This is a genomic window from Halosubterraneus shenae (genome assembly GCF_050510935.1).
Taxonomy (GTDB): Archaea; Halobacteriota; Halobacteria; order Halobacteriales; family Haloferacaceae; genus JBDGPU01.
Genome location: NZ_JBNLVO010000001.1, coordinates 467,965 through 486,398, shown reverse-complemented (window position 1 = coordinate 486,398; position 18,434 = coordinate 467,965). Strand labels below are relative to the sequence as shown.

Annotated in this window: 13 protein-coding genes; 4 read left to right on the top strand and 9 right to left on the bottom strand. The window is 69.4% G+C overall.

Annotated elements, in window-relative coordinates; translation table 11 throughout:
• Complete coding sequence (locus tag ACQE3M_RS02205) at positions 1-1,143, bottom strand: thiolase family protein (RefSeq protein ID WP_430503831.1); 1,143 nt, start codon at positions 1,141-1,143, stop codon at positions 1-3.
• A gap of 246 nt (positions 1,144-1,389) precedes the next feature.
• Here ACQE3M_RS02205 and ACQE3M_RS02200 point away from each other — a divergent pair, with 246 nt between their 5' ends.
• Together ACQE3M_RS02200 and ACQE3M_RS02195 are read left to right on the top strand one after the other, a co-directional pair.
• A complete protein-coding gene (locus tag ACQE3M_RS02200; protein WP_430503830.1) occupies positions 1,390-2,742 on the top strand; it encodes an ATP-binding protein in 1,353 nt (450 codons plus the stop codon).
• 1,263 nt (positions 2,743-4,005) lie between these two features.
• Positions 4,006-5,223: a metal-dependent hydrolase family protein gene (locus tag ACQE3M_RS02195; protein ID WP_430503829.1), complete on the top strand. Its 1,218-nt coding sequence runs from the start codon at positions 4,006-4,008 to the stop codon at positions 5,221-5,223.
• Positions 5,224-5,291: 68 nt separating this feature from the next.
• Here the strand turns inward: ACQE3M_RS02195 and engB are convergent, their stop codons facing one another.
• The 5 genes from engB to ACQE3M_RS02170 all read right to left on the bottom strand — a co-directional run bounded on the left by engB (position 5,292) and on the right by ACQE3M_RS02170 (position 9,679).
• A complete protein-coding gene (gene engB / locus ACQE3M_RS02190) occupies positions 5,292-5,915 on the bottom strand; it encodes a GTP-binding protein EngB (RefSeq protein WP_430503828.1) in 624 nt (207 codons plus the stop codon).
• Positions 5,916-6,024: 109 nt separating this feature from the next.
• A complete protein-coding gene (locus ACQE3M_RS02185; RefSeq protein ID WP_430503827.1) occupies positions 6,025-6,603 on the bottom strand; it encodes a magnesium transporter in 579 nt (192 codons plus the stop codon).
• On the bottom strand, positions 6,603-7,181 hold the full coding sequence (locus tag ACQE3M_RS02180) for a magnesium transporter (RefSeq protein ID WP_430503826.1): 579 nt from the start codon (positions 7,179-7,181) through the stop codon (positions 6,603-6,605). The genes ACQE3M_RS02185 and ACQE3M_RS02180 overlap by 1 nt, the downstream gene beginning before the upstream one ends.
• A gap of 113 nt (positions 7,182-7,294) precedes the next feature.
• On the bottom strand, positions 7,295-8,995 hold the full coding sequence (locus ACQE3M_RS02175; protein WP_430503825.1) for a GTPBP1 family GTP-binding protein: 1,701 nt from the start codon (positions 8,993-8,995) through the stop codon (positions 7,295-7,297).
• A 144-nt stretch (positions 8,996-9,139) separates the two neighbouring features.
• The gene (locus ACQE3M_RS02170; protein ID WP_430504030.1) at positions 9,140-9,679 is read right to left on the bottom strand and encodes a J domain-containing protein; all 540 of its coding nucleotides are present in this window, start codon (positions 9,677-9,679) and stop codon (positions 9,140-9,142) included.
• A gap of 1,057 nt (positions 9,680-10,736) precedes the next feature.
• Between ACQE3M_RS02170 and mutS the strand changes: the two genes are divergently transcribed.
• Both mutS and mutL read left to right on the top strand, forming a co-directional pair.
• Complete coding sequence (gene mutS / locus ACQE3M_RS02165) at positions 10,737-13,586, top strand: DNA mismatch repair protein MutS (RefSeq protein WP_430503824.1); 2,850 nt, start codon at positions 10,737-10,739, stop codon at positions 13,584-13,586.
• Positions 13,587-13,588: 2 nt separating this feature from the next.
• Positions 13,589-15,307, top strand: a complete 1,719-nt coding sequence (gene mutL, locus ACQE3M_RS02160; RefSeq protein ID WP_430503823.1) for a DNA mismatch repair endonuclease MutL — start codon at positions 13,589-13,591, stop codon at positions 15,305-15,307.
• 21 nt (positions 15,308-15,328) lie between these two features.
• Here the strand turns inward: mutL and ACQE3M_RS02155 are convergent, their stop codons facing one another.
• Genes ACQE3M_RS02155 through pyrH form a run of 3 tightly spaced genes read right to left on the bottom strand, consistent with a single transcriptional unit; the run spans position 15,329 to position 18,071 of the window.
• Positions 15,329-15,670 carry a DUF7573 domain-containing protein gene (locus tag ACQE3M_RS02155; RefSeq protein ID WP_430503822.1) on the bottom strand — a complete coding sequence of 114 codons (342 nt, stop codon included), beginning with the start codon at positions 15,668-15,670 and terminating at the stop codon, positions 15,329-15,331.
• A complete protein-coding gene (gene lysS / locus ACQE3M_RS02150; RefSeq protein WP_430503821.1) occupies positions 15,670-17,355 on the bottom strand; it encodes a lysine--tRNA ligase in 1,686 nt (561 codons plus the stop codon). Before lysS ends, ACQE3M_RS02155 begins: the two co-directional genes overlap by 1 nt.
• Positions 17,352-18,071 (bottom strand): UMP kinase, encoded by a 720-nt coding sequence (gene pyrH / locus ACQE3M_RS02145; protein WP_430503820.1) that lies wholly within the window; start codon positions 18,069-18,071, stop codon positions 17,352-17,354. Before pyrH ends, lysS begins: the two co-directional genes overlap by 4 nt.
• Positions 18,072-18,434: the final 363 nt, after the last annotated feature.

Genomic DNA, 18,434 nt, shown 5'->3' with positions numbered 1-18,434 from the left:
CTAGCGGAGGAACTCGATCGCTGCGCCCTGGCCGAAGCCGACGCAGAGCGTCGCGAGCCCGCGCTCGGCGTCGCGCTTCTGCATCTCGTGGATCAGCGTGACGGGCAGGCGCGCGCCGGAGGCGCCGAGCGGGTGCCCGATGGCGATGGCGCCGCCGTTGACGTTGTAAATCTCCTCCGGGACGCCGAGCTCGCGGCGGGCGTACTCACACTGGGAGGCGAACGCCTCGTTCAGCTCGACCAGGTCGTAGTCGTCGATGGAGGTGCCGGCGCGGTCGAGCAGGCCGCGCGTGGCGGGCACCGGGCCGATCCCCATCACGGTCGGGTCGACGCCGGCGACGTTGTTCGTGCCGACCTCCGCGAGGATCTCGAGGTCGTGGTCCTCCGCGAACGCCTCGCTCGTGACGAGCGTGAGCGACGCGCCGTCGGAGATCTGGGAGGCGTTGCCGGCGGTGACCGTCCCGTCGCTCTGGAACACCGGATCGAGGCCCGCGAGCGTCTCCGGCGTCGTGCCCGGGCGGATCCCCTCGTCCTCGGTGACGGTCCCCCCGTCGGTCTCGACGGGGACGATCTCGTCGTCGAAGCGGCCGGAGTCCGTCGCCTCCGCGGCGCGCTGGTGGCTCCGGGCGGCGTACTCGTCCTGGGCCTCGCGGCTGACGCCGTACTCCTCGGCGACCTTCTCGGCGGTCATCCCCATCTGGAGCGCGGAGACGTTGTAGTGCTCCGAGAGCTCCGGGTGAAGGTGCCCGTACGACTCGCCGTCCATCGGCACGCGGGACATGTTCTCGACGCCGCCGGCGATGACGCAGTCGCGGTTGCCCGCGGCGACCGCGTCGGACGCGGAGATGACCGCCTGCATCGAGGAGGCGCACCACCGGTTGATCGACGTCGCGGGCACGTCCTCGCCCAGCTCCGAGAGGAGCGCGATGACGCGCGCGACGTTGTTGTCCTGCTCCCCGCGCTGCTGGGCGACCCCCCACATCAGGTCGTCGACGTGGTCGCTGGTGAGCCCCGTCTCCGCGAGCACGTGGTCGATGAGCGTCGCCGAGAGGTCCTCGCTGCGAACGTCGCTGAAAACGCCGCCTTCCCGTCCCTGGGGTGTTCGGTACGCCGCCGCGATGACCGGTGTGGTTTCGCTACTCATGGTGGAGATGCGTGCCTTAACAATGATAAATGCAGGGGGAACCAGCGGGAACGGAGGCGGGGTTGTCGCGAAACGCCGCGGAACACCGGGAAATGTTTCGGAACACCGGGGGAGACGTCGCGCATCGGCCAGCACCAGGTCGCGCATCGGCCAGCAGCACGCCGGTCTCGGACGACTCGATCGGATTTTTGCCGCCGGGTGGGCGGTTCGACGGCCTTAAACGCCATCCGTCCCAATTTGTGTGAGATGAGTGACCCGGCCCTCGACGTGGTCGAGTTCGTGTTGACGACGCACCTCTACACGGAGCAACGCGACCTCGACGAGAACGATCTTCCGCCCCGTATTCGGCAGGTTTTCTGGAGCGGTGGCGATGCGGACTCGGAGGACCCCGGCGGCGTCGAACGACCGCTGAAGGCGACCAATAGCAACGCGCGCACCGCAACCGGGGTCGATCACCCCTGGGAAGCGGTCTCCGACCAGCTGTTCACCCAGCGCACGGAGTTCTCCGGCGAGATCTCGCTGACCCAGCCCGAGATGGCGCTGGACTGGTACGCGGAGCGCGCCGACGAGGAGCAGATCCGCACGAACCCGACGATCGTCGCCGCGCTCGAGGCCGACGACGACCTCGAGGCGCCGGTCTCGCACGCGGAGGCGCGGGACAACAACCGGCCGATCCACGCGGACCGCGTCTGGATCGACGCGCTGCTCGACCAGTACTTCGACGAGGAGGAGGACGCCGAGATGCTCGACCTCGTCAACGTCCGCGCGCCCGAGGAGATCGAGACGACGCTGAACGACCTCGTGCTCACGGGCGACCAGGAGGGCGAGATCCAGAAGATCGTGAAGGCGATCGAGCACCGCGAGTACCTCAAGGACATCGGCCTCCGCGAGATCGGGAAGCTGCTGTTCGTCGGGCCGCCGGGCACCGGGAAGACGACTATCTCCCGGGCGCTCGCCCACGAGCTCGGGCTCCCGTTCGTCGAGGTGAAGCTCTCGATGATCACGAGCCAGTACCTGGGCGAGACGGCCAAGAACGTCGAGAAGACGTTCGAGGTCGCCAAGCGCCTGTCGCCGTGTATCCTCTTCATCGACGAGTTCGACTCCGTCGCGAAGACGCGTCGCTCCGACGAGCACGCCGCCCTGAAGCGCGCGGTCAACACCCTGCTGAAGTCCATCGACGACGTCTCGCTGATCAAAGACGAGGTCCTCCTCATCGGCGCGACGAACCACCCGGACCAGCTCGACGCCGCCGCCTGGCGGCGCTTCGACGAGATCGTCAACTTCCCGAAGCCGGACCAGGACATGCGCGCGGACATCCTCACCGTCGTCACCCGCGACATGCAGATCGCGGACTTCGACCCGATCGAGGTCGCCGAGCGTACCGAGGGGCTCACCGGCTCCGACCTGCGGATGGTCCTCCGGGAAGCCGTCCTCGAGGCGCTCACCGAGGACCGCCGGACGATCACCCAGGAGGACGTGATGACCGCCGTCGCCGACTTCGAGGAACGGGACAACCTGAAGAATATGGACATGATCGACGGGGAGGGCGCGGAGGTCGTCGGCGACGGCGGCCACGATCACGACCACGATCACGAGTAGCGACCGGCGCTGAATTTTTGAGCAGTTTTGTAGACCGGTTTGCAGAGGTTTGAGGTGTGGACGCTGCCGGAATTGACAGTGACAGCCAGAAGCTCTCCGACCGCATTTTATAGGTATATTTAAACAGAAGACGCGGTCTTGCTCTCCACAGCACCGCAAACTCCTCGAGAGCCCTCGGCTGCTCTTCCTTATAAACCGGAAGCACAGGTGCAGACGCTACTGCACTTGACAGCACCGCAAACACCTGGAAAGCCATCGGCCGCTCTTGATTATATAATGGATGCACAGGTGCAGACGCTGCTGCGCTCGACAGCACCGCAGACACCCAGAAAGACCTCGGTCGCTCGCTATGCACGGGCTAGAATAGGTTATACGGTATTGCTCTTGACAGCACCGTAGACACCCAGAAAGCCCTCGGCCGCTCGCGGTCGCTGCACGACATATCCACGCCTCTCCGCACCGCCCGGCGTGGATAGGGGTCGGTGCAGCGACTCCCCTCCGGCGCGATCGGCCGCGCCCTTTCAGTCCGCCAGGACAGCAACCGCGACAGCAACGGCACCGCGACAGCACCGCCCAGCTACCGCAAACCTCGACCCTCCCCAGCCTCGGCCGGGGCGCGCCGGGACAGCACAGCATCGGCGCGCCCCGGCCTCCCTCGCACGCGTTGCTCGCGCGCGCCGGCCGCCCCGCACCGCACTCCGGACAGCCGGCGAGTGACGACCGCCGAAGAACCGTCGCTCGCGACGCCCCGGCGACCACTCCGGGGTGGGACTGAAAGGGGCAGCCGCTGAGCGGGAAGCTCTGCGACGTAAGCACCGCAACCCGGCGAGCGAACGCAGTGAGCGAGCCGGGTGAGGAGCGCAGCGAGCAGCGCGACCGCTCAGCGGCTGGGGCTTTCTGGGCATGCTGAGTGGTGACGATGAAGACGATAGCCAATCTTGTTTATAAGTTCGACCCTCTCACCGGCCGGGGCTTTCCGGGTGCGCCGAGTGGTGGCCCTGGCAAAGATAGCTGATACCATTATAAGTGTGACCGCTCAGCAGCTGGGGGTTTTCTGGGCATGCTGAGTGGTGACGCCCACGGCGATACCCAAACAGACCACGCAAAACGCGACCATCTCACCGTCTGAGCCTTTCAAGATGTGCCGATCGGTGTCGCAAGCGGTGATAGCCGTCCCTATTTATAAGCACAAACGTGCGACGACGCTCTTAACGAGTTTCCGCCTCACAAACACATTTCCCGCATCCTCCGAAACCAGGTTGCATGCGAGTTATCGACGCGGATCTACTTATCACCGGACGCGACGAGGAACCGATCGAGGCCGGCCGCATCGTCGTCGCCGACGACGGTACCATCGACGCCGTCGGGACCCAGGAGGACGTCGCCGCGCCCGCTGACGCCGACCACGAGGCGCATCCGGTCGCGATGCCGGGGCTCATCGACGCTCACCTCCACCTTCTCGGGGTTCGCGACATGGAGCCGATGACCTGGCTGACGGAGTCCTCGGAGCTCGGGGCCGCGCGGGCGACGGCGGACCTCCGGGACCTCCTCGCGGCGGGGTTCACGACCGTCCGCGACGTCGGCTCGACGACCGCGCTCGGCCTCCGCGACGCCGTCGCCGAGGGCGAGATTCCCGGCCCACGCGTGTTCACGAGTGGGCAGAGCATCAGCCAGACGGGCGGCCACGGCGACCTCCACTTCCTGCCGTACGACTGGGTCGAGAAGAGCGACCAGGGCGTCGGCACGCTGGCCGACGGCGCCGACGAATGCCGGAAGGAGGCCCGCAAGCGGGTCCGCCAGGGCGTCGACGTCCTGAAGATCATGACGACGGGCGGCGTCCTCAGCGAGAAGGACGCGCCGGACCAGACCCAGTTCACGGATGCCGAGGTCGAGGCGCTCGTCGAGGAGGCCCACCGTGTCGGGATCCCTGTCGCCTCCCACGCGCAGGGCGCCGGCGGCGTCAAGTCGGCCCTGCGCAACGGCGTCGACACCATCGAGCACGGCTTCTACCTCGACCAGCGCTGCTTCGACCTGTTCCACGAGACGGGCGCGACGTTCGTCCCCACGCTGGCGATCATGCACCGACTCGTCGAACAGGGCGCGGACCACGGCGTCCCGGAGTACGGCCTCGAGAAGGCCCGGGAAGCCCGCGAGGCGCACTTCGACTCCGTCGAGCGCGCGTACGAGGACGACGTGCCCATCGCCGTCGGGACGGACTTCCTCGGGCCGGAACTCATCCCCCACGGCGAGAACGCGCTCGAGCTGGAGCTGCTCGCGAACGAGGTCGGCATGGCCGAGCGCGACGTGATCCAGTCAGCCACGCGCGTCGCGGCCCGGACCGTCCCCGCCGACGACCTCGGCACCCTCGAAGCGGGCAACGCGGGCGACGTGCTCGCGCTCGACAGCGACCCCCTCGCGGACATCTCCGCCGTTCGCGACGTCGCAGCCGTTTATAAGGGCGGGGAGCCGGTCGAGCTGTAGCTGGTCGGGACGGCGATCCGGTGGTACTGCAGCTGGTCGGAACGGAGATCTGAAAAACCGAGCGACGCTTACGAGACGAATTTCAGGAGGTCGTCGCGGTTCTCCTCGCGGAAGCGGTTGCCGAGACACTCCTCTAAGGCGCCGATGGAGCCGCGCTTCGCGCAGATGGGGGCGACCGTCTCGCCCTCCCACTGCTGCCACGGCGGGTAGAAGCCGAGGCGGTCGCAGATGGCGTCGAGGCGCTCGTCCTCGTCGTCGACCTTGTCCATCTTGTTGACGGCGACGATGGGCTCGATGCCGTTCGCCTGGAGGAACTGGACCATCTCGACGTCGTGGGGGATGTTGCCGCGCTCGCGGTGGCGGTCGATGATGTCGACGGCGCTTTTCCCGTCGAGCACGACGACGCCCGCGAGGATCTGCTCGGCGTTGTCCTCGAGGTAGTGGACGATGTTCTCCTTGATCGCCTCGCGGTGCTCGTCCTCGACGCCGGACATGAAGCCGAAGCCCGGCAGGTCGGTGAACATGAAGTCCTCGCCCGCCCAGTCGTAGTGGTTCGGCTGCCGCGTCACGCCGGGCTTGCCGCCCGTCGAGAACGAGTGGCCCGTCAGCTCCCGCATCAGCGTCGACTTCCCGACGTTGGAGCGGCCGACGAGCACGACCTCCGCGTCGCGGTCCGGCCGGTCTTCGAACATACCCGAACTAGCCCGCGGACCCTTTTAAATAGCGCGTCGTGGCGGGTCGAGTGGGAGCGGGCGGTTGCGGGCGGTTGCGGGCGGTCGCGGTCGCGGTCGGTCGCGCGCCCTACAGCACGGCGATGGCGACGGCCGAGAGGATCACCACGCCGAGGATGTCACAGAGGTTCGTCACGACCGGGATCGTCGTGTCGTCCGGGTCGTAGCCGCGGACGAAGGAGACGTACGTCGCCGCGATCGCCAGCAGGATCGCGGAGCCAGTGAGCAGCAGGCCGCTGATGACCGACACCTGCAGCAGGTCGACGATGGGGAGCGGCGAATCCGTGATCACCTGGCCGACGACCCAGGCCGCGAGCCCGAGCATGACGAAGATGGTCGTCCCGAGCCCGACGACGGCGACGACGTTCGTCCACAGCGTCTCGTCGGTCAGGTCGAAGGAGAGCGTGCCGAGGTGGAGCCGCGTCGAGAGCCGCGAGGCGAAGATCGACCCGAGGTTCCCGCCCATGCCGATCATCACCGGAACGAGGACGAACAGCGTCGGGTTCGTGAGGTACGTCTCCTCGACGCTCTCGAGCACCATCCCGGAGATCATCTCGAGCCCGGAGAGCACGATCAGCAGCGGGAACATCGTCGCCACGATGTTCCGGACGGTCCACGCGTTCCGGCCGCTCTCCGGCGGATCCGCCATCAGAGCACCCTCCCGGTGATCGTCACGGCCACGAAGAGGAAGACGACGCCGAACACGTCCCCGAGCGTCGTCACGATGGGGCCGATGAGGTTGTCCGGGTCGACGCCGCGGCGATACCCCTCGAAGACCAGCAGGAGCAGGCCGCCGATGAGCACGATGGACGTGAGCACGCCCGAGATGAGGGTGATCAGGACCAGCTCGGCGAGCAGCGCCGGGTCGCGGCCGGGCAGCAGGTGCACGACGACCCAGGCGAGGACGCCGATGAAGACGGAGATGCCGATCCCGTTGACGAACGAGGAGGCGACGGCAGCGATCAGGCGGTCGTCCCGGCTGAATCTGGGTTCGAGGAGCCCCTGGTGGAGCCCCGAGGAGATCCGCGCGCCCATCGCGCCGTAGACGTTCCCGCGCGTCGCGAGGAACGCCGGCAACAGGAGGAGGAGTCCGGGGTAGTCGGTGAACGCCGCACGCATGCCGTCGGTGCCGAGCACCGTCCCGGCGAGAATGCCGCCGACCAGACTCACCACGAGGATCGGCAGCGACTCGCGGTAGATCCGCCACGCCTCCTCCCGGTCGAGCATGTGGCATCAAACACGGGTTCGCTCCATAAACCCACGGCCCGGACGCCGGGCCAGCGCCGACCGGTTGCACGATTCGGTTCCGGGCGAGCGCGGATGGCTCGCCAGCGACGCGCTCAGTCGTCGTCGGCCGCGACGTCGACGTTGCCGCCGGGGTTCACGTCGGTCACAGTGCCGACGCCCTTCGACTGACCCTCGCGGAAGACGAACCGCTGCCCCTCCTCGACGAGGTACGGGCGGAACTTGAACCGGACGCGCGTCCGGCCGGTGTCCCCCGGGAGCAGGCGGCCGCCCGCGGGCGAGAACTTCGCGGCCTCGCTGGCCGTTTCGAGGTGGACGACGGGCTCGTACCCCTCCTGGATGCGCGTCGGGTGGTTCAGGACGACGACCTCGGCCTCGAACTCGCGGACGGGATCGGGGTTCGCTTCGCGCGGGAGCAGCACCATCCCGCGCTTGACGTCCGCCTCGTCGACGCCTTTTAAGGCGATCCCGACGATGCGGCCCGCGGTCGCGCGGTCGACGCGGTGGTAGTGCATCTCGATCGAGCGAGCCTCGACCGGCCGGAAGGAGCCGTCCGGCATCGGCCCGAGGAGGAGCTCGTCGCCGGCCTCGACCGCACCGGAGTTGACGGTGCCGGAGGCGACGGCGCCGACACCCTTCACGTCGTACGTCCGGTCGATGTACATCCGGAACTCCTCGCGGTCGGGGGTCGCGCGCTTCGGGAGCGCACGGAACAGCTCGTCGAGGTCGTCGATGCCCGACTTCTCCACGGCGCTCGTGCGGAACACCGGGACGACGGAGTCGCCGATCTCGTCGACCGCGGCCTCGACGCCGTGGCGCTCGACCGGCAGCGGCGTCTTGCCGACCTCGCGCAGCATGGATTCGACCTCCCGGACGACCTCGTCCGCGCGCTCGTCGTCGACGGCGTCGACCTTCGTGATGGCGACCACCGTCGGCAGCTCCGTCGCCAGCAGGATCCCGAGGTGCTCCCGGGTCGTCTCCGTCGGGCCGTCGTCGGCCGCGACCGCAAGCAGGCCGTAATCGAGCTTCTGGCCGACGAGCCCGCGGATCGTCGTCCGGAGCCAGGGCTCGTGGCCGACGGTGTCGACGAAGGAAACGAGCCGGTCCGCCTCCTCGACGACGCGCGCGCGGTCCTGCTTCCGGTGCGGGTTGTCCATCCGGACCGGGCCGTCGTCGCCGAAGCCGTAGACCGCATACGAGAGGTCCGCGGAGAGCCCGCGCTCGACCTCGTGGGGCTGGACGTCGAGGAAGCCGCGCGTGCCGCCCTGCCCGTCGTCGGCCATCCCCGTCACGAGCGTGCCGACGAGCGTGGACTTCCCGTGGTCGACGTGGCCCGCGGTGCCGACGACGATGTGGTCGTCGTCGGTTTCGAGCATGGCGCCCTCGCGGATCGTCGCGAGGCCGACGAGGCCGGTGTCGCCGTTCGCCTCCTGCTCGGCCGTGGTATCGCCGGGGCGCTCGACCGCGACCCCGCCGTCGACGTCGCCGACGCTCCAGGTGTCGACGTCGTCGATGTGCGCGCCCGCCTCCTCGGCGAGGAGCGAGAGCACGTCCATGGTCTCCGAGAACACGTCGGGGCTGATCCCGGCGAGGCCGCCGTCGTCGGTGACACCGACGACGTACGTCGCCTCGCCGTCGCCCGAGAGGACGCGGTGGCGGAGCTGGGCCGCCAGCGACTCCATGCGGCCGTCCGCGAGGTGGACCTCCCGGGTGAGGCGCTCCTTGAACTCGATGGCGCCACCGTCCTGCTCGCCGCGCTCGATGGCCCGCCGAAGGACGGACCGGTCAGCGCTCATGCCCGTCCGTAGGCGAGTGACCCCTATAACGGTTTTCGTGCAATGGGTACTCGTGTCACGCGTAATATCGAGGAGCAAGCACCACTGAGGACGTCGTTTCGGGAAATGAGCGACGGTGCTCGGGCCACTCCGCCAGTTCGGCTGCTACTCCACCCGTTCGTCGAGCAGCTCATAGGCCGCGGTGAGCTCCTTGAAGGCCTCCTCGTCGCCGTCGGCCGAATCCGGGTGGAGCTCCTTCGCCCGCTCGCGGTAGGCTCGTCGGACATCGCCCGCGGAGGCGCTCGGGTCGAGGCCGAGCGTCGCGTACGCCTCCTCGACCGTCGGCCCGCTGTTCGCTCGCGGTGCGCGGTCCCGCGGGTCGCCGGCGCCGCTGCCACGTCCGCCGCTTTCACCGCCGACGAAGCGCTCTCCCCGCGCCCCGGCGGTCGCACGCTGCCCGTTCCGCTTCGCGCGAGCGCGCCGGCGGGCGCGTTCCCGCTCGCGGCCGGTGCTCCGACTCGCGCGCTGGCGAATCCGGTCAGCGAGCCGGCCGCTGGCGTGCTCCCAGAGCAGGTAGGCCGCGACGCCGAACGGGATCGCGACGAACAGCAGGAGGGGGTTGACGACGATCCCCGAGACGACGAGCACCGCCGTCAGCCCGATGAACGTCCCCGCGAGCCCGATGACGAGTTGCTTGTGCGCCACATTCCATGGGAGGGGTTCGACGCCCGTAAGCATCCCGCTCATACGGATTCTGCTTGGGTTTTGATTGGGATCTGAGAGGAGAAGTTGGTATATTCGGAGAGCTAGCGTGTTCTATCGACCTGCGAGTTGATTGAAAAACCACGGACACGCTTGTTTATAAGGAATATATAAAAGAGCAGCCGCTGCTGCGCTTGCCAGCAACTCAAACATCCAGAACGCCCTTGTCCGTTCTTCGTACGCGAATAGCTGGACAGGTGCAGAAGCCGCTGTGCTCGACAGCACCGCAAACGCCCAGAAAGCCCTCGGCCGCTCGCGGTCGCTCCGCGACATATCCGCGCTCTCCGCACAGCCCGCGCGGATAGGGGCCGCCGGAGCGACTCCGTTACACCGCGACCGGCCGTCGCCCTTTCAGTCCGCCAGGACCGCAACCGCGACAGCAACAGCGACCGCAACCACGACAGCCACCGCAACCACGACAGCGACAGCACCACCCAGCTACCGCAAGCCTCGGCCCTCCCCAGCCTCGGCCGGCGCCGGCCTCCCTCGCACGCGTTGCTCGCGCGCGCCAACCGCACCCGCACCGCGACCGCCTACCAGCCGCCGCGAGCGACGCCCAGGCCACCACTCCCGGGCGGGACTGAAAGGGGCAGCCGCTGAGCGGGACGCCCTGCGACGCTAGCACCGCAATACCGGCGAACGAGCGACCGGAGGGAGCGAGTGAGCCGGGTGAGGAGCGCAGCGAGCAGCGCGACCGCTCAGCGGCTGGGGCTTTCTACGAGTGCTGAGTGGTGTCGCCGTCGACGTGAGCCGACCACGTTTATAAGCGCGACCGCTCAGCGGCTGGGGCTTTCTGGGTATGCTGAGTGGTGTCGTTCACGACGCGAGCCGATCTCATTTATAAGTGCAACCGGTCAGCAGCTGAGGTTTTCCGACCGTTCCAACTGGAGTCGACAGCGACGATACCCGATCCGAATCACACGGCAACTAGCAAAAACCCCCATTTCCGAACGAGAATCGGTCCGTGGCGTTTATTTCCGTCGGCGACCCGGTTCGGGACATGCCTACGGCGGATCACGAGACGGTCACGGGTCTGCCGCCCGGAATCGCGGCGGTCCGGGACGACCTCACGCCGATGCTCTCCCAGTACGCCGACCTCTGTGCCGCCCACGAGGACGCCCTCGTCCTCTTCCAGGTTGGCGACTTCTACGAGGCCTTCTGCGAGGCCGCGGAAGCGGTCGCCCGAATCTGCGAGGTGACGCTCACCCAGCGCGAGGACTCGACCGGCGAGTACCCGATGGCGGGGATCCCCATCGATAACGCCGCCTCCTACCTCGAATCGCTGCTCGACGAGGGGTTCCGCGTCGCCATCGCGGACCAGGTCGAGGACGCCGAGCAGGCCTCCGGGCTCGTCGACCGCGCGGTGACGGAGGTCATCACCCCCGGAACGGTTGTCGACGACGAGCTCCTGAACTCGGGGACGACGAACTACGTCGCCGCCGTCGCCCGCGAATCCGGCGCGGCCGACGCGGCCGGCGGGACCGGCACAGCGAACGAGGACCGCTACGGGCTCGCCGCCGTCGACGTCGCCACGGGCGAGTGCCTCGTGACGGACGGCGACCGGGCGACCATCGCCGAGGAGCTCGAGCGCGTCGACCCCGCGGAGCTGCTGACGGGCCCGGAGACGGCCCCCTTCACGCCGGCCGACGCCGAGACCGGCTGGATGGAGTCGTCGATGGCGGGCGACGTCTTCGAGTACCGCACGGCCGTCGAGCGGCTCGAGCCGTACGTCGCCGCGCCGGAGAACCGCTTCGGGAGCGAGGCGGAGCTCCGCGCTGCCGGCGCGGTGCTGGCCTACGCCGAGTACACGCAGGGCGACGACGGGCCGCTGGAGTACGTCGCGCGCATCCGGCGGTACGACCCGCGGGAGCACCTCCGGCTGGACGCGACCGCCCAGCGGAGCCTCGAGCTGTTCGAGAACCGCGGGCTTGGCGCGAGCGCGACGCTGTTCGACACGCTCGACGAGACGTCCTGCGCGCTCGGCCGCCGCTGCCTGGAGCGCTGGCTCCGCCGGCCGCTCGTCGACCCCGAGCGCATCCGCTCGCGGCACGACGCCGTCGAGGAGCTCACCGAGCGGGCGTTCGCCCGCGACGCCGTCGCCGACCACCTCTCGGCCGCCTACGACCTCGAGCGGCTGGTCGGCCGGATCTCGCGGGGCCGGGCGAACGCGCGCGACCTCCGGAGCCTCCACGCGACACTCGCCGTCGTCCCCGAGATCCGTGAGGCGCTGGTGCCGGCGGCGGGCGGCGACGACGGCGACGACTCCGCCGCGGAGCCGCACGCCGACCACCTCGCTGACCTCGTGGACCGGCTCGACACGCTCGCGAAGATCCGCGATCTGCTCGACCGCGCCATCGTTCCCGACCCACCGCAGGAGATCACCGAAGGCGGCGTCATCCGCGAGGGGTTCGACGACGAGCTCGACGACCTGCGCGCGACCGAGCGCGAGGGGCGCGAGTGGATCGCCGACCTGGAGGCCCGCGAGCGCGAGCGCACGGGCATCGACTCCCTGAAGGTCGGCCACACGCAGGTCCACGGCTACTACATCGAGGTGACGGACGCGAACCTCGAGAAGGTGCCCGACGACTACCACCGGCGCCAGACGCTGAAGAACTCCGAGCGCTACTACACGCCGGAGCTGAAGGAGCGGGAAGACGAGATCGTCGGCGCCGCCGAGCGCGCGGACGCGCTGGAGTACGAGCTGTTCACCGAGGTCCGCGACCGCGTCGCCGACGAGACCGAGCGCATCCAGGCGCTGGCCGACGCGCTGGCCGAGCTCGACGCCCTCTGCTCGCTCGCGACGGTCGCCGTCGACCGCGATTACGTCCGTCCGGAGATCGTCGACCCGGAGCAAGACCCCTCCGCCGGCATCCGGATCGAGGCCGGCCGCCACCCGGTCGTCGAGCGCCAGGGCGAGTTCGTCCCGAACGACGCCGGCCTCCCGCGGGGCAGCGTCGCGGTGATCACCGGCCCGAACATGAGCGGGAAGTCGACGTACATGCGCTCCGTCGCGCTCGCGGTCGTGCTCGCGCAGATCGGGAGCTTCGTCCCGGCCCGGAGCGCGAGGCTGCCGGTCCTCGACCGCGTGTTCACCCGCGTCGGCGCCTCCGACGACATCGCCGGCGGGCAGTCGACGTTCATGCGCGAGATGAGCGAGTTGACGGAGATCCTCCACGACGCCTCGCCGAACTCGCTGGTCCTTCTCGACGAGGTCGGCCGCGGCACCTCGACCGCCGATGGCCGCGCAATCGCCCGCGCCGCCGCGGAGTTCCTCCACGACGAGCTTGGCGCGACGACGCTCTTCGCGACGCACTACCACGACCTCACGGACCTCGCGAGCGAGCGCGAGCGCGTGTTCAACCTGCACTTCACCGCGACGAAGGAGGACGGCGACGTGACGTTCCTCCACCGCGTCGCCGAGGGCGCGGCCTCCTCCTCCTATGGCGTCGAGGTCGCCGAGCTGGCGGGCGTCCCGCCGGCGGTCGTCGAGCGGTCCCGGGAGCTGGTCGACGGCGGAGCCGACGACGGTGTCGCATCGGGGACTACCGAGGCCAACGTGGAACAGACAGCCGACCCGTCGACGGCGGCCGACGAGGAGCCGGACGCGACGCTGGCGGACTTCGCGGCCGACGACGACCTCGCCGAACCGGTGACCGCCGACGGCTCCGGCTCGGGGGCGGATCGCCGACACGACGGTGCCGAGAACGCCGCCGTCGACGACGACACCGCAGCCGTCGTTGACGACGCCACTGCGGAGGCCCTCGACGCCCTCCGAGAGCTCGAGCTGGCGACGATGACGCCGATCGAGGCGTTGAACACGCTCCACGACCTACAGGACGACCTCACGTGAGGATGCCCGAGAACCAGCCCGCCGGCGACGAGGTCCGTCGGCTCTCCGAGGCGACGGTCGACCGCATCGCGGCCGGCGAGGTCGTCACGCGCCCGGCCCGCGTCGTCGCCGAACTCGTCGACAACGCGCTCGACGCGGACGCGACCCGGATCGAGATCGCCGTCGCCGGCGACGGCACCGAGCGCATCGAGGTCCGCGACGATGGCCACGGGATGAGCCGCGCGGACGCCGCGCTCGCGGTCGAGCGTCACGCGACGAGCAAGCTCCGGGACGGCAAGGACCCGGTCGGCGTCGCCTCACTCGGCTTCCGCGGCGAGGCGCTCCCGGCCATCGCGGACGCCGCGCGCCTCGAGCTAACGACGAACGACGGCGGCGAGGTCGGCACGCGGGTCGTCGTCGACGGCGACCCAGGGGACCCGGACGCCACGCGAGTCGGCGACGCTGGCCGGGGCCGCGGGACGACCGTCGTCGTCGAGGACCTGTTCCGGAACCGCCCGGCGCGGAAGGACGCGCTGGCGGAGTCAGCAACCGAGTTCGCGCGCGTCTCCGACGTCGTCGCCGACTACGCTCTGGCGCGTCCGGACGTCGCCTTTTCGCTCTCTCACGACAGCCGGGAGACGCTATCGACGCCCGGTACCGGCCCCAGCGACGCACTTCTGGCGGTCTACGATCGCGACGTGGCGAGCCAGTCGACCGAGTTCGACGGGCGGGCAGCGGTCGAACTCGATGGCGACATCGAGCACGGTGGCGAGTTCGACGGCGACGCTCGCGAGGTCCGGGTCACGGGCGTGCTCGGCTACCCCTCCGTCACGCGCGCCAGTAGCGACCACGTCCGGGTCGCCGTCAACGGCCGCCCGGTCGAAAACGCCGGCCTCCGGCGCGCGGTCCGTGACGGCTACGGCCGGCTCCTCCCGAGCGGTCGCGAGCCGATCGCCGCCGTCGACGTCGAGCTGTCTCCCGAGCTGGTCGACCCGAACGTCCACCCGGCCAAGCGCGAGGTCGACCTCCGTCCGGGCGACGCCATCGCTGACGCCGTCGAGACTGCCGTTTCGGACGCCCTGACCGGGGCCGACCTCCGTCGGCGGGCCGAGGTCGCGACGGACCTCGAGAGCGCGCTGGGTCCCGTCGACGGCGACGCTCCCTTCGCCGACGTCGAGCCCATCGGGCAGTTTCGGGACCTCTACCTGCTGTGTGACGCCGGCGACGAGCTGCTCGTGATCGACGGCCACGCGGCCCACGAGCGGGTCAACTACGAGCGCCTGCGCCGGGCTGTCACCGACGAATCGGTGCCGACCGCAACGCTCGACCCGCCGCTGACCCTCTCGCTGTCGGACTCCGGGATGGCGACCGTCGAGGCGAACCGGGAGACGCTCGCCGACCTGGGCTTCGACGCGGAACCGTTCGGCGGCGGGACGGTCCGACTCCACTCGGTGCCGGCCCCCTTCGGTCGCACGCTCGACGCCGAGGCGTTCCGCGACGCCGTAGACGCCCTCGCCACCGGGGAGTCGCCGGCGAACGCGCGGGACCCACTGCTGGCCGACCTCGCCTGTCACCCGTCGCTCAAGCGGGGCGACGAGCTGTCGACGGCGGAGACCCGGCAGCTGCTCGACCGGCTCGGGGAGTGCGAGCAGCCGTACGCCTGCCCACACGGCCGGCCGACAGTGCTGTCGGTCGACGAGGCGACGCTGGCGGACGGGTTCGAGCGGCCGCCGCGACGGTAGTTTCTTTAAAAGTAGAGCGCCCTACCAGTCCTTGCAGTCCGCACAGACGTAGTCGCCGTCGCACGCCCAGCGGCGCTCGACCGCTGCGTCGCAGCGCTCGCACGCGACGCCGTCGGTCGCCCAGGTCGCCGTGATCGACGGGGGTTCGACGGTCTCACTATCGTCGGCCTCGCTCCCCGCGATCGCTTCGTTGCCGTCGGCGTCCTCCGTATCGTCGGCCGCAGTGTCTGCTTCGTCGACAGCGACGGCTTCTGATTCCGCGTCATCGACGACTTCCACTTCGTCGCCTTCCGTCGTCGCTTCGGCCGCCTCCTCGGACGCGCTCGCGCCGGCGAAGTCGTCGAGCGAACGGTCCTCGGGCATTATGCCTCCCGGCGCAGGCGCTCGACGACGAACTCCTGCTCGAGCTCGCCGAGGAACTCGCCGAGGCGGGGCCCCTGCGTCTCGTCGAAGAAGAGCCGGTAGCCGGCCGCGAAGAAGTCGGAGACCTCGATGTCGTGGCGCCGGGCAACTTCGTACATCTCGCCCTGGATCTCCTCGCCGTCGTGGCCCTCGGCGACGAAGTCGGCAAGCTCGTCGAGCGCGGCGGCGACGTCCGCGTCGAGGTCGACGTCCGGGAGCTCGGTCTGGAGCCGGTAGTTGTACTCGTTGTCCATGCGCTCGGCCCAGTTGCGGGCCCTCTCGACGCGCTTGAGGGCGTCCTCGATGGCCCACTCCGGGGTGTCCTCGTCGAAGTGGCCCTCGTCGCGGGCGAGCTGTTCGCGGAAGTCCTCGTCCTCGACCATGCCGAGGACGGCCGCGAAGGTGTAGGGAAGGCGGACGCGGCCCGCCTTCGGTTCGTCCACAACGAAGGGGTATGCGCGCTCGGCGAAGCGGGTCAGCTCCTCGTCGTCGACGTCGCCGAAGTAGGCGCGCTCGAAGCGGTCGAAGTCGTCGACGAGCTGGTCGAGTCGCTCCAGGTCGAGGTCGCGGGCCTTCTTCGGGTGGAGCGCGAAGAAGTACCGGAGCACCTCGGGCTCGAGCAGCTCGAGGATCTCCGGGACGGTGACGATGTTGCCCGCCGACGAGGAGAGCGCCTCGCCGTTGAGCGTGAACCACTCGTACACCATCGGAACCGGCGGCTCGATGCCGAGGACGTTGCGCGCGATGTCGACGCCGGAGGGCCACGAGCCCTCGGCGTGGTCCTTCCCGAAGGGCTCGAAGTCGACGCCGAGCACCTGCCACTGGCCGGGCCACTCGAAGCGCCACGGGAGCTTCCCCTCGTGGAACGTCGCGGTGCCCTCGTGGCCGCAGCCCTCGATGACGTCCCCGCCGGCCTCGAGGTCGGTGCACTCGTAGTCGACGGTGCCGTTCTCGACGTCGACGGCGGTGACCGTCTCGGTCACCTGCCCGCACTCCTCGCAGATGGGGTTGAAGGGGACGTACGACTCGTCGACCTTGTCCTGGTACTGGCCGAGGACGTCGCGGGAGTTGTCGAGGTCCGCGAGCGCCTGCTCGATGACGGGGTCGAAGGTGCCGTCCTCATACAGCTCCGTGTTCGAGACCATCTCGACGGGAATGTCGAGCCGGTCGGCGTCGGCCTTCAGCAGGTCCGCGAAGTGGGCCGCGTACGACTCCTTCTCGCCGAAGGGGTCGGGGATCTCGGTGTACGGTTTGCCCAGGTTGCGCCCGAGCGCGCCGGCGTCGACCTCGCCCAGGCCGACGATGTTGCCGTCGGGGTCCGCGAGCTTCCGCGGGACCTTCCGGAGCGGGTCGCGGTCGTCGGAGGTGAACACCTGCCGCACGTCGTGACCGCGCTCGCGGAGCACCGCCGCGACGAAGTAGCCGCGGATGATCTCGTTGAAGTTGCCGAGGTGGGCCACGCCCGACGGCGAGACGCCGCCCTTGATGACGATGGGCTCGTCGGGGTCGCGCTCCTCGACGCGGTCCGCGACCTCGTCGGCCCAGAACGCGTGGTACTCGCCGCTGGCTTCCTCGCCCTCGGAGTCGGCGAGAATGTGCGGCGAGTCGACGTCGGGTTCGTTCTGATCCGCGTTCTCGGAGCTCATTCTCCCTGGGCCCAGTAGGTCGGTTCGCCCGTGCCGCCGGGGACGATGTCGGTCCCGCTGTGCTCGCCGCGGAGGACGGCGTCGACGAGTACCGAGGGGTCCGTACCGTCGAGGACGATGGAGCGCAGCCCCGCGCGGTCGATCAGCTTCGCCGCGAGGATGTCGACCGGCGCCGATGCGCCCGCGTCCCGGCTCATCGGGACGACGATGTCGACGAGTTCCGTCGGCGTGAGCTGCTCGTGTTTCTCGGCGTCGGGGTCGACGTTCGGGTCGGCCGTGTAGACGCCGTCGGCGCTCGTCGCGTAGACGAGCAGGTCGGCGTCGACGGACTCCGCGAAGCCGGCGGCGACGGCGTCGGTCGTCTGGCCCGGCATGACGCCGCCCATCACCGACACCTCGTCGCGCCGGAGCGCCTGCGCGGCCTCGTCGTAGTCCGTCGCGGGCGACAGCGTCGCGCGCTGGCCCAGCGCCGCGATCAGCAGCCGGGCGTTCAGGCGCGTCGTGCCGATGCCCAGCTGGTCGAGCTGGACCTCGTTGGCGCCCAGCTCGCGGGCGGCCCCGATGTAGTCGCGCGCGACGCCACCCCCGCCGACGACGACGCCGATCTCACACCCCTCGTCGGCCAACCGTCGGATAGCGTCGGCGTGAGCTGCGACCCGGTCCGCGTCGAGGTCGGGCGCGAGGACACTCCCGCCGATAGAAACGACGACTCTCATTGCTATCTGGTACCCCTGTCGGACTCTTAAGCATTATTAAGAAGCCCCCGTAGCTCGCGTTGTAGCGGCCTGGATGTTGAATTTCGTGACGGGCGTTGCTGGGCAGTGTTCGTGGAACTCTCGAGAGTAGTGGCGCTTCTCTCGACCGTCGTCGAGTCCTCGGCTGCTGGACAGTCGCATTCTTCGGTTGACTGGCCGGCGTTGCTTGCGGTCGTTTAGGTCTAGTTGCTGCTGAACCCACCCGGCATGCGAGGAAAGCCCCAGCATCTGACCGGTCGCACTTCTAAATGGGATCGGCTATCGTCGCGGGCGACACCACTCAGCACACCCGGAAAGCCCCAGCCACTGAGCGGTCGCGCTTAT

Excerpts from the sequence above, each read along its gene's own strand:
- ACQE3M_RS02205 (WP_430503831.1), bottom strand. The coding sequence starts at position 1,143 with ATGAGTAGCGAAACCACACCGGTCATCGCGGCGGCGTACCGAACACCC.
- ACQE3M_RS02200 (WP_430503830.1), top strand. The coding sequence starts at position 1,390 with ATGAGTGACCCGGCCCTCGACGTGGTCGAGTTCGTGTTGACGACGCAC.
- ACQE3M_RS02195 (WP_430503829.1), top strand. The coding sequence starts at position 4,006 with ATGCGAGTTATCGACGCGGATCTACTTATCACCGGACGCGACGAGGAA.
- engB (WP_430503828.1), bottom strand. The coding sequence starts at position 5,915 with ATGTTCGAAGACCGGCCGGACCGCGACGCGGAGGTCGTGCTCGTCGGC.
- ACQE3M_RS02185 (WP_430503827.1), bottom strand. The coding sequence starts at position 6,603 with ATGGCGGATCCGCCGGAGAGCGGCCGGAACGCGTGGACCGTCCGGAAC.
- ACQE3M_RS02180 (WP_430503826.1), bottom strand. The coding sequence starts at position 7,181 with ATGCTCGACCGGGAGGAGGCGTGGCGGATCTACCGCGAGTCGCTGCCG.
- ACQE3M_RS02175 (WP_430503825.1), bottom strand. The coding sequence starts at position 8,995 with ATGAGCGCTGACCGGTCCGTCCTTCGGCGGGCCATCGAGCGCGGCGAG.
- mutS (WP_430503824.1), top strand. The coding sequence starts at position 10,737 with ATGCCTACGGCGGATCACGAGACGGTCACGGGTCTGCCGCCCGGAATC.
- mutL (WP_430503823.1), top strand. The coding sequence starts at position 13,589 with ATGCCCGAGAACCAGCCCGCCGGCGACGAGGTCCGTCGGCTCTCCGAG.
- ACQE3M_RS02155 (WP_430503822.1), bottom strand. The coding sequence starts at position 15,670 with ATGCCCGAGGACCGTTCGCTCGACGACTTCGCCGGCGCGAGCGCGTCC.
- lysS (WP_430503821.1), bottom strand. The coding sequence starts at position 17,355 with ATGAGCTCCGAGAACGCGGATCAGAACGAACCCGACGTCGACTCGCCG.
- pyrH (WP_430503820.1), bottom strand. The coding sequence starts at position 18,071 with ATGAGAGTCGTCGTTTCTATCGGCGGGAGTGTCCTCGCGCCCGACCTC.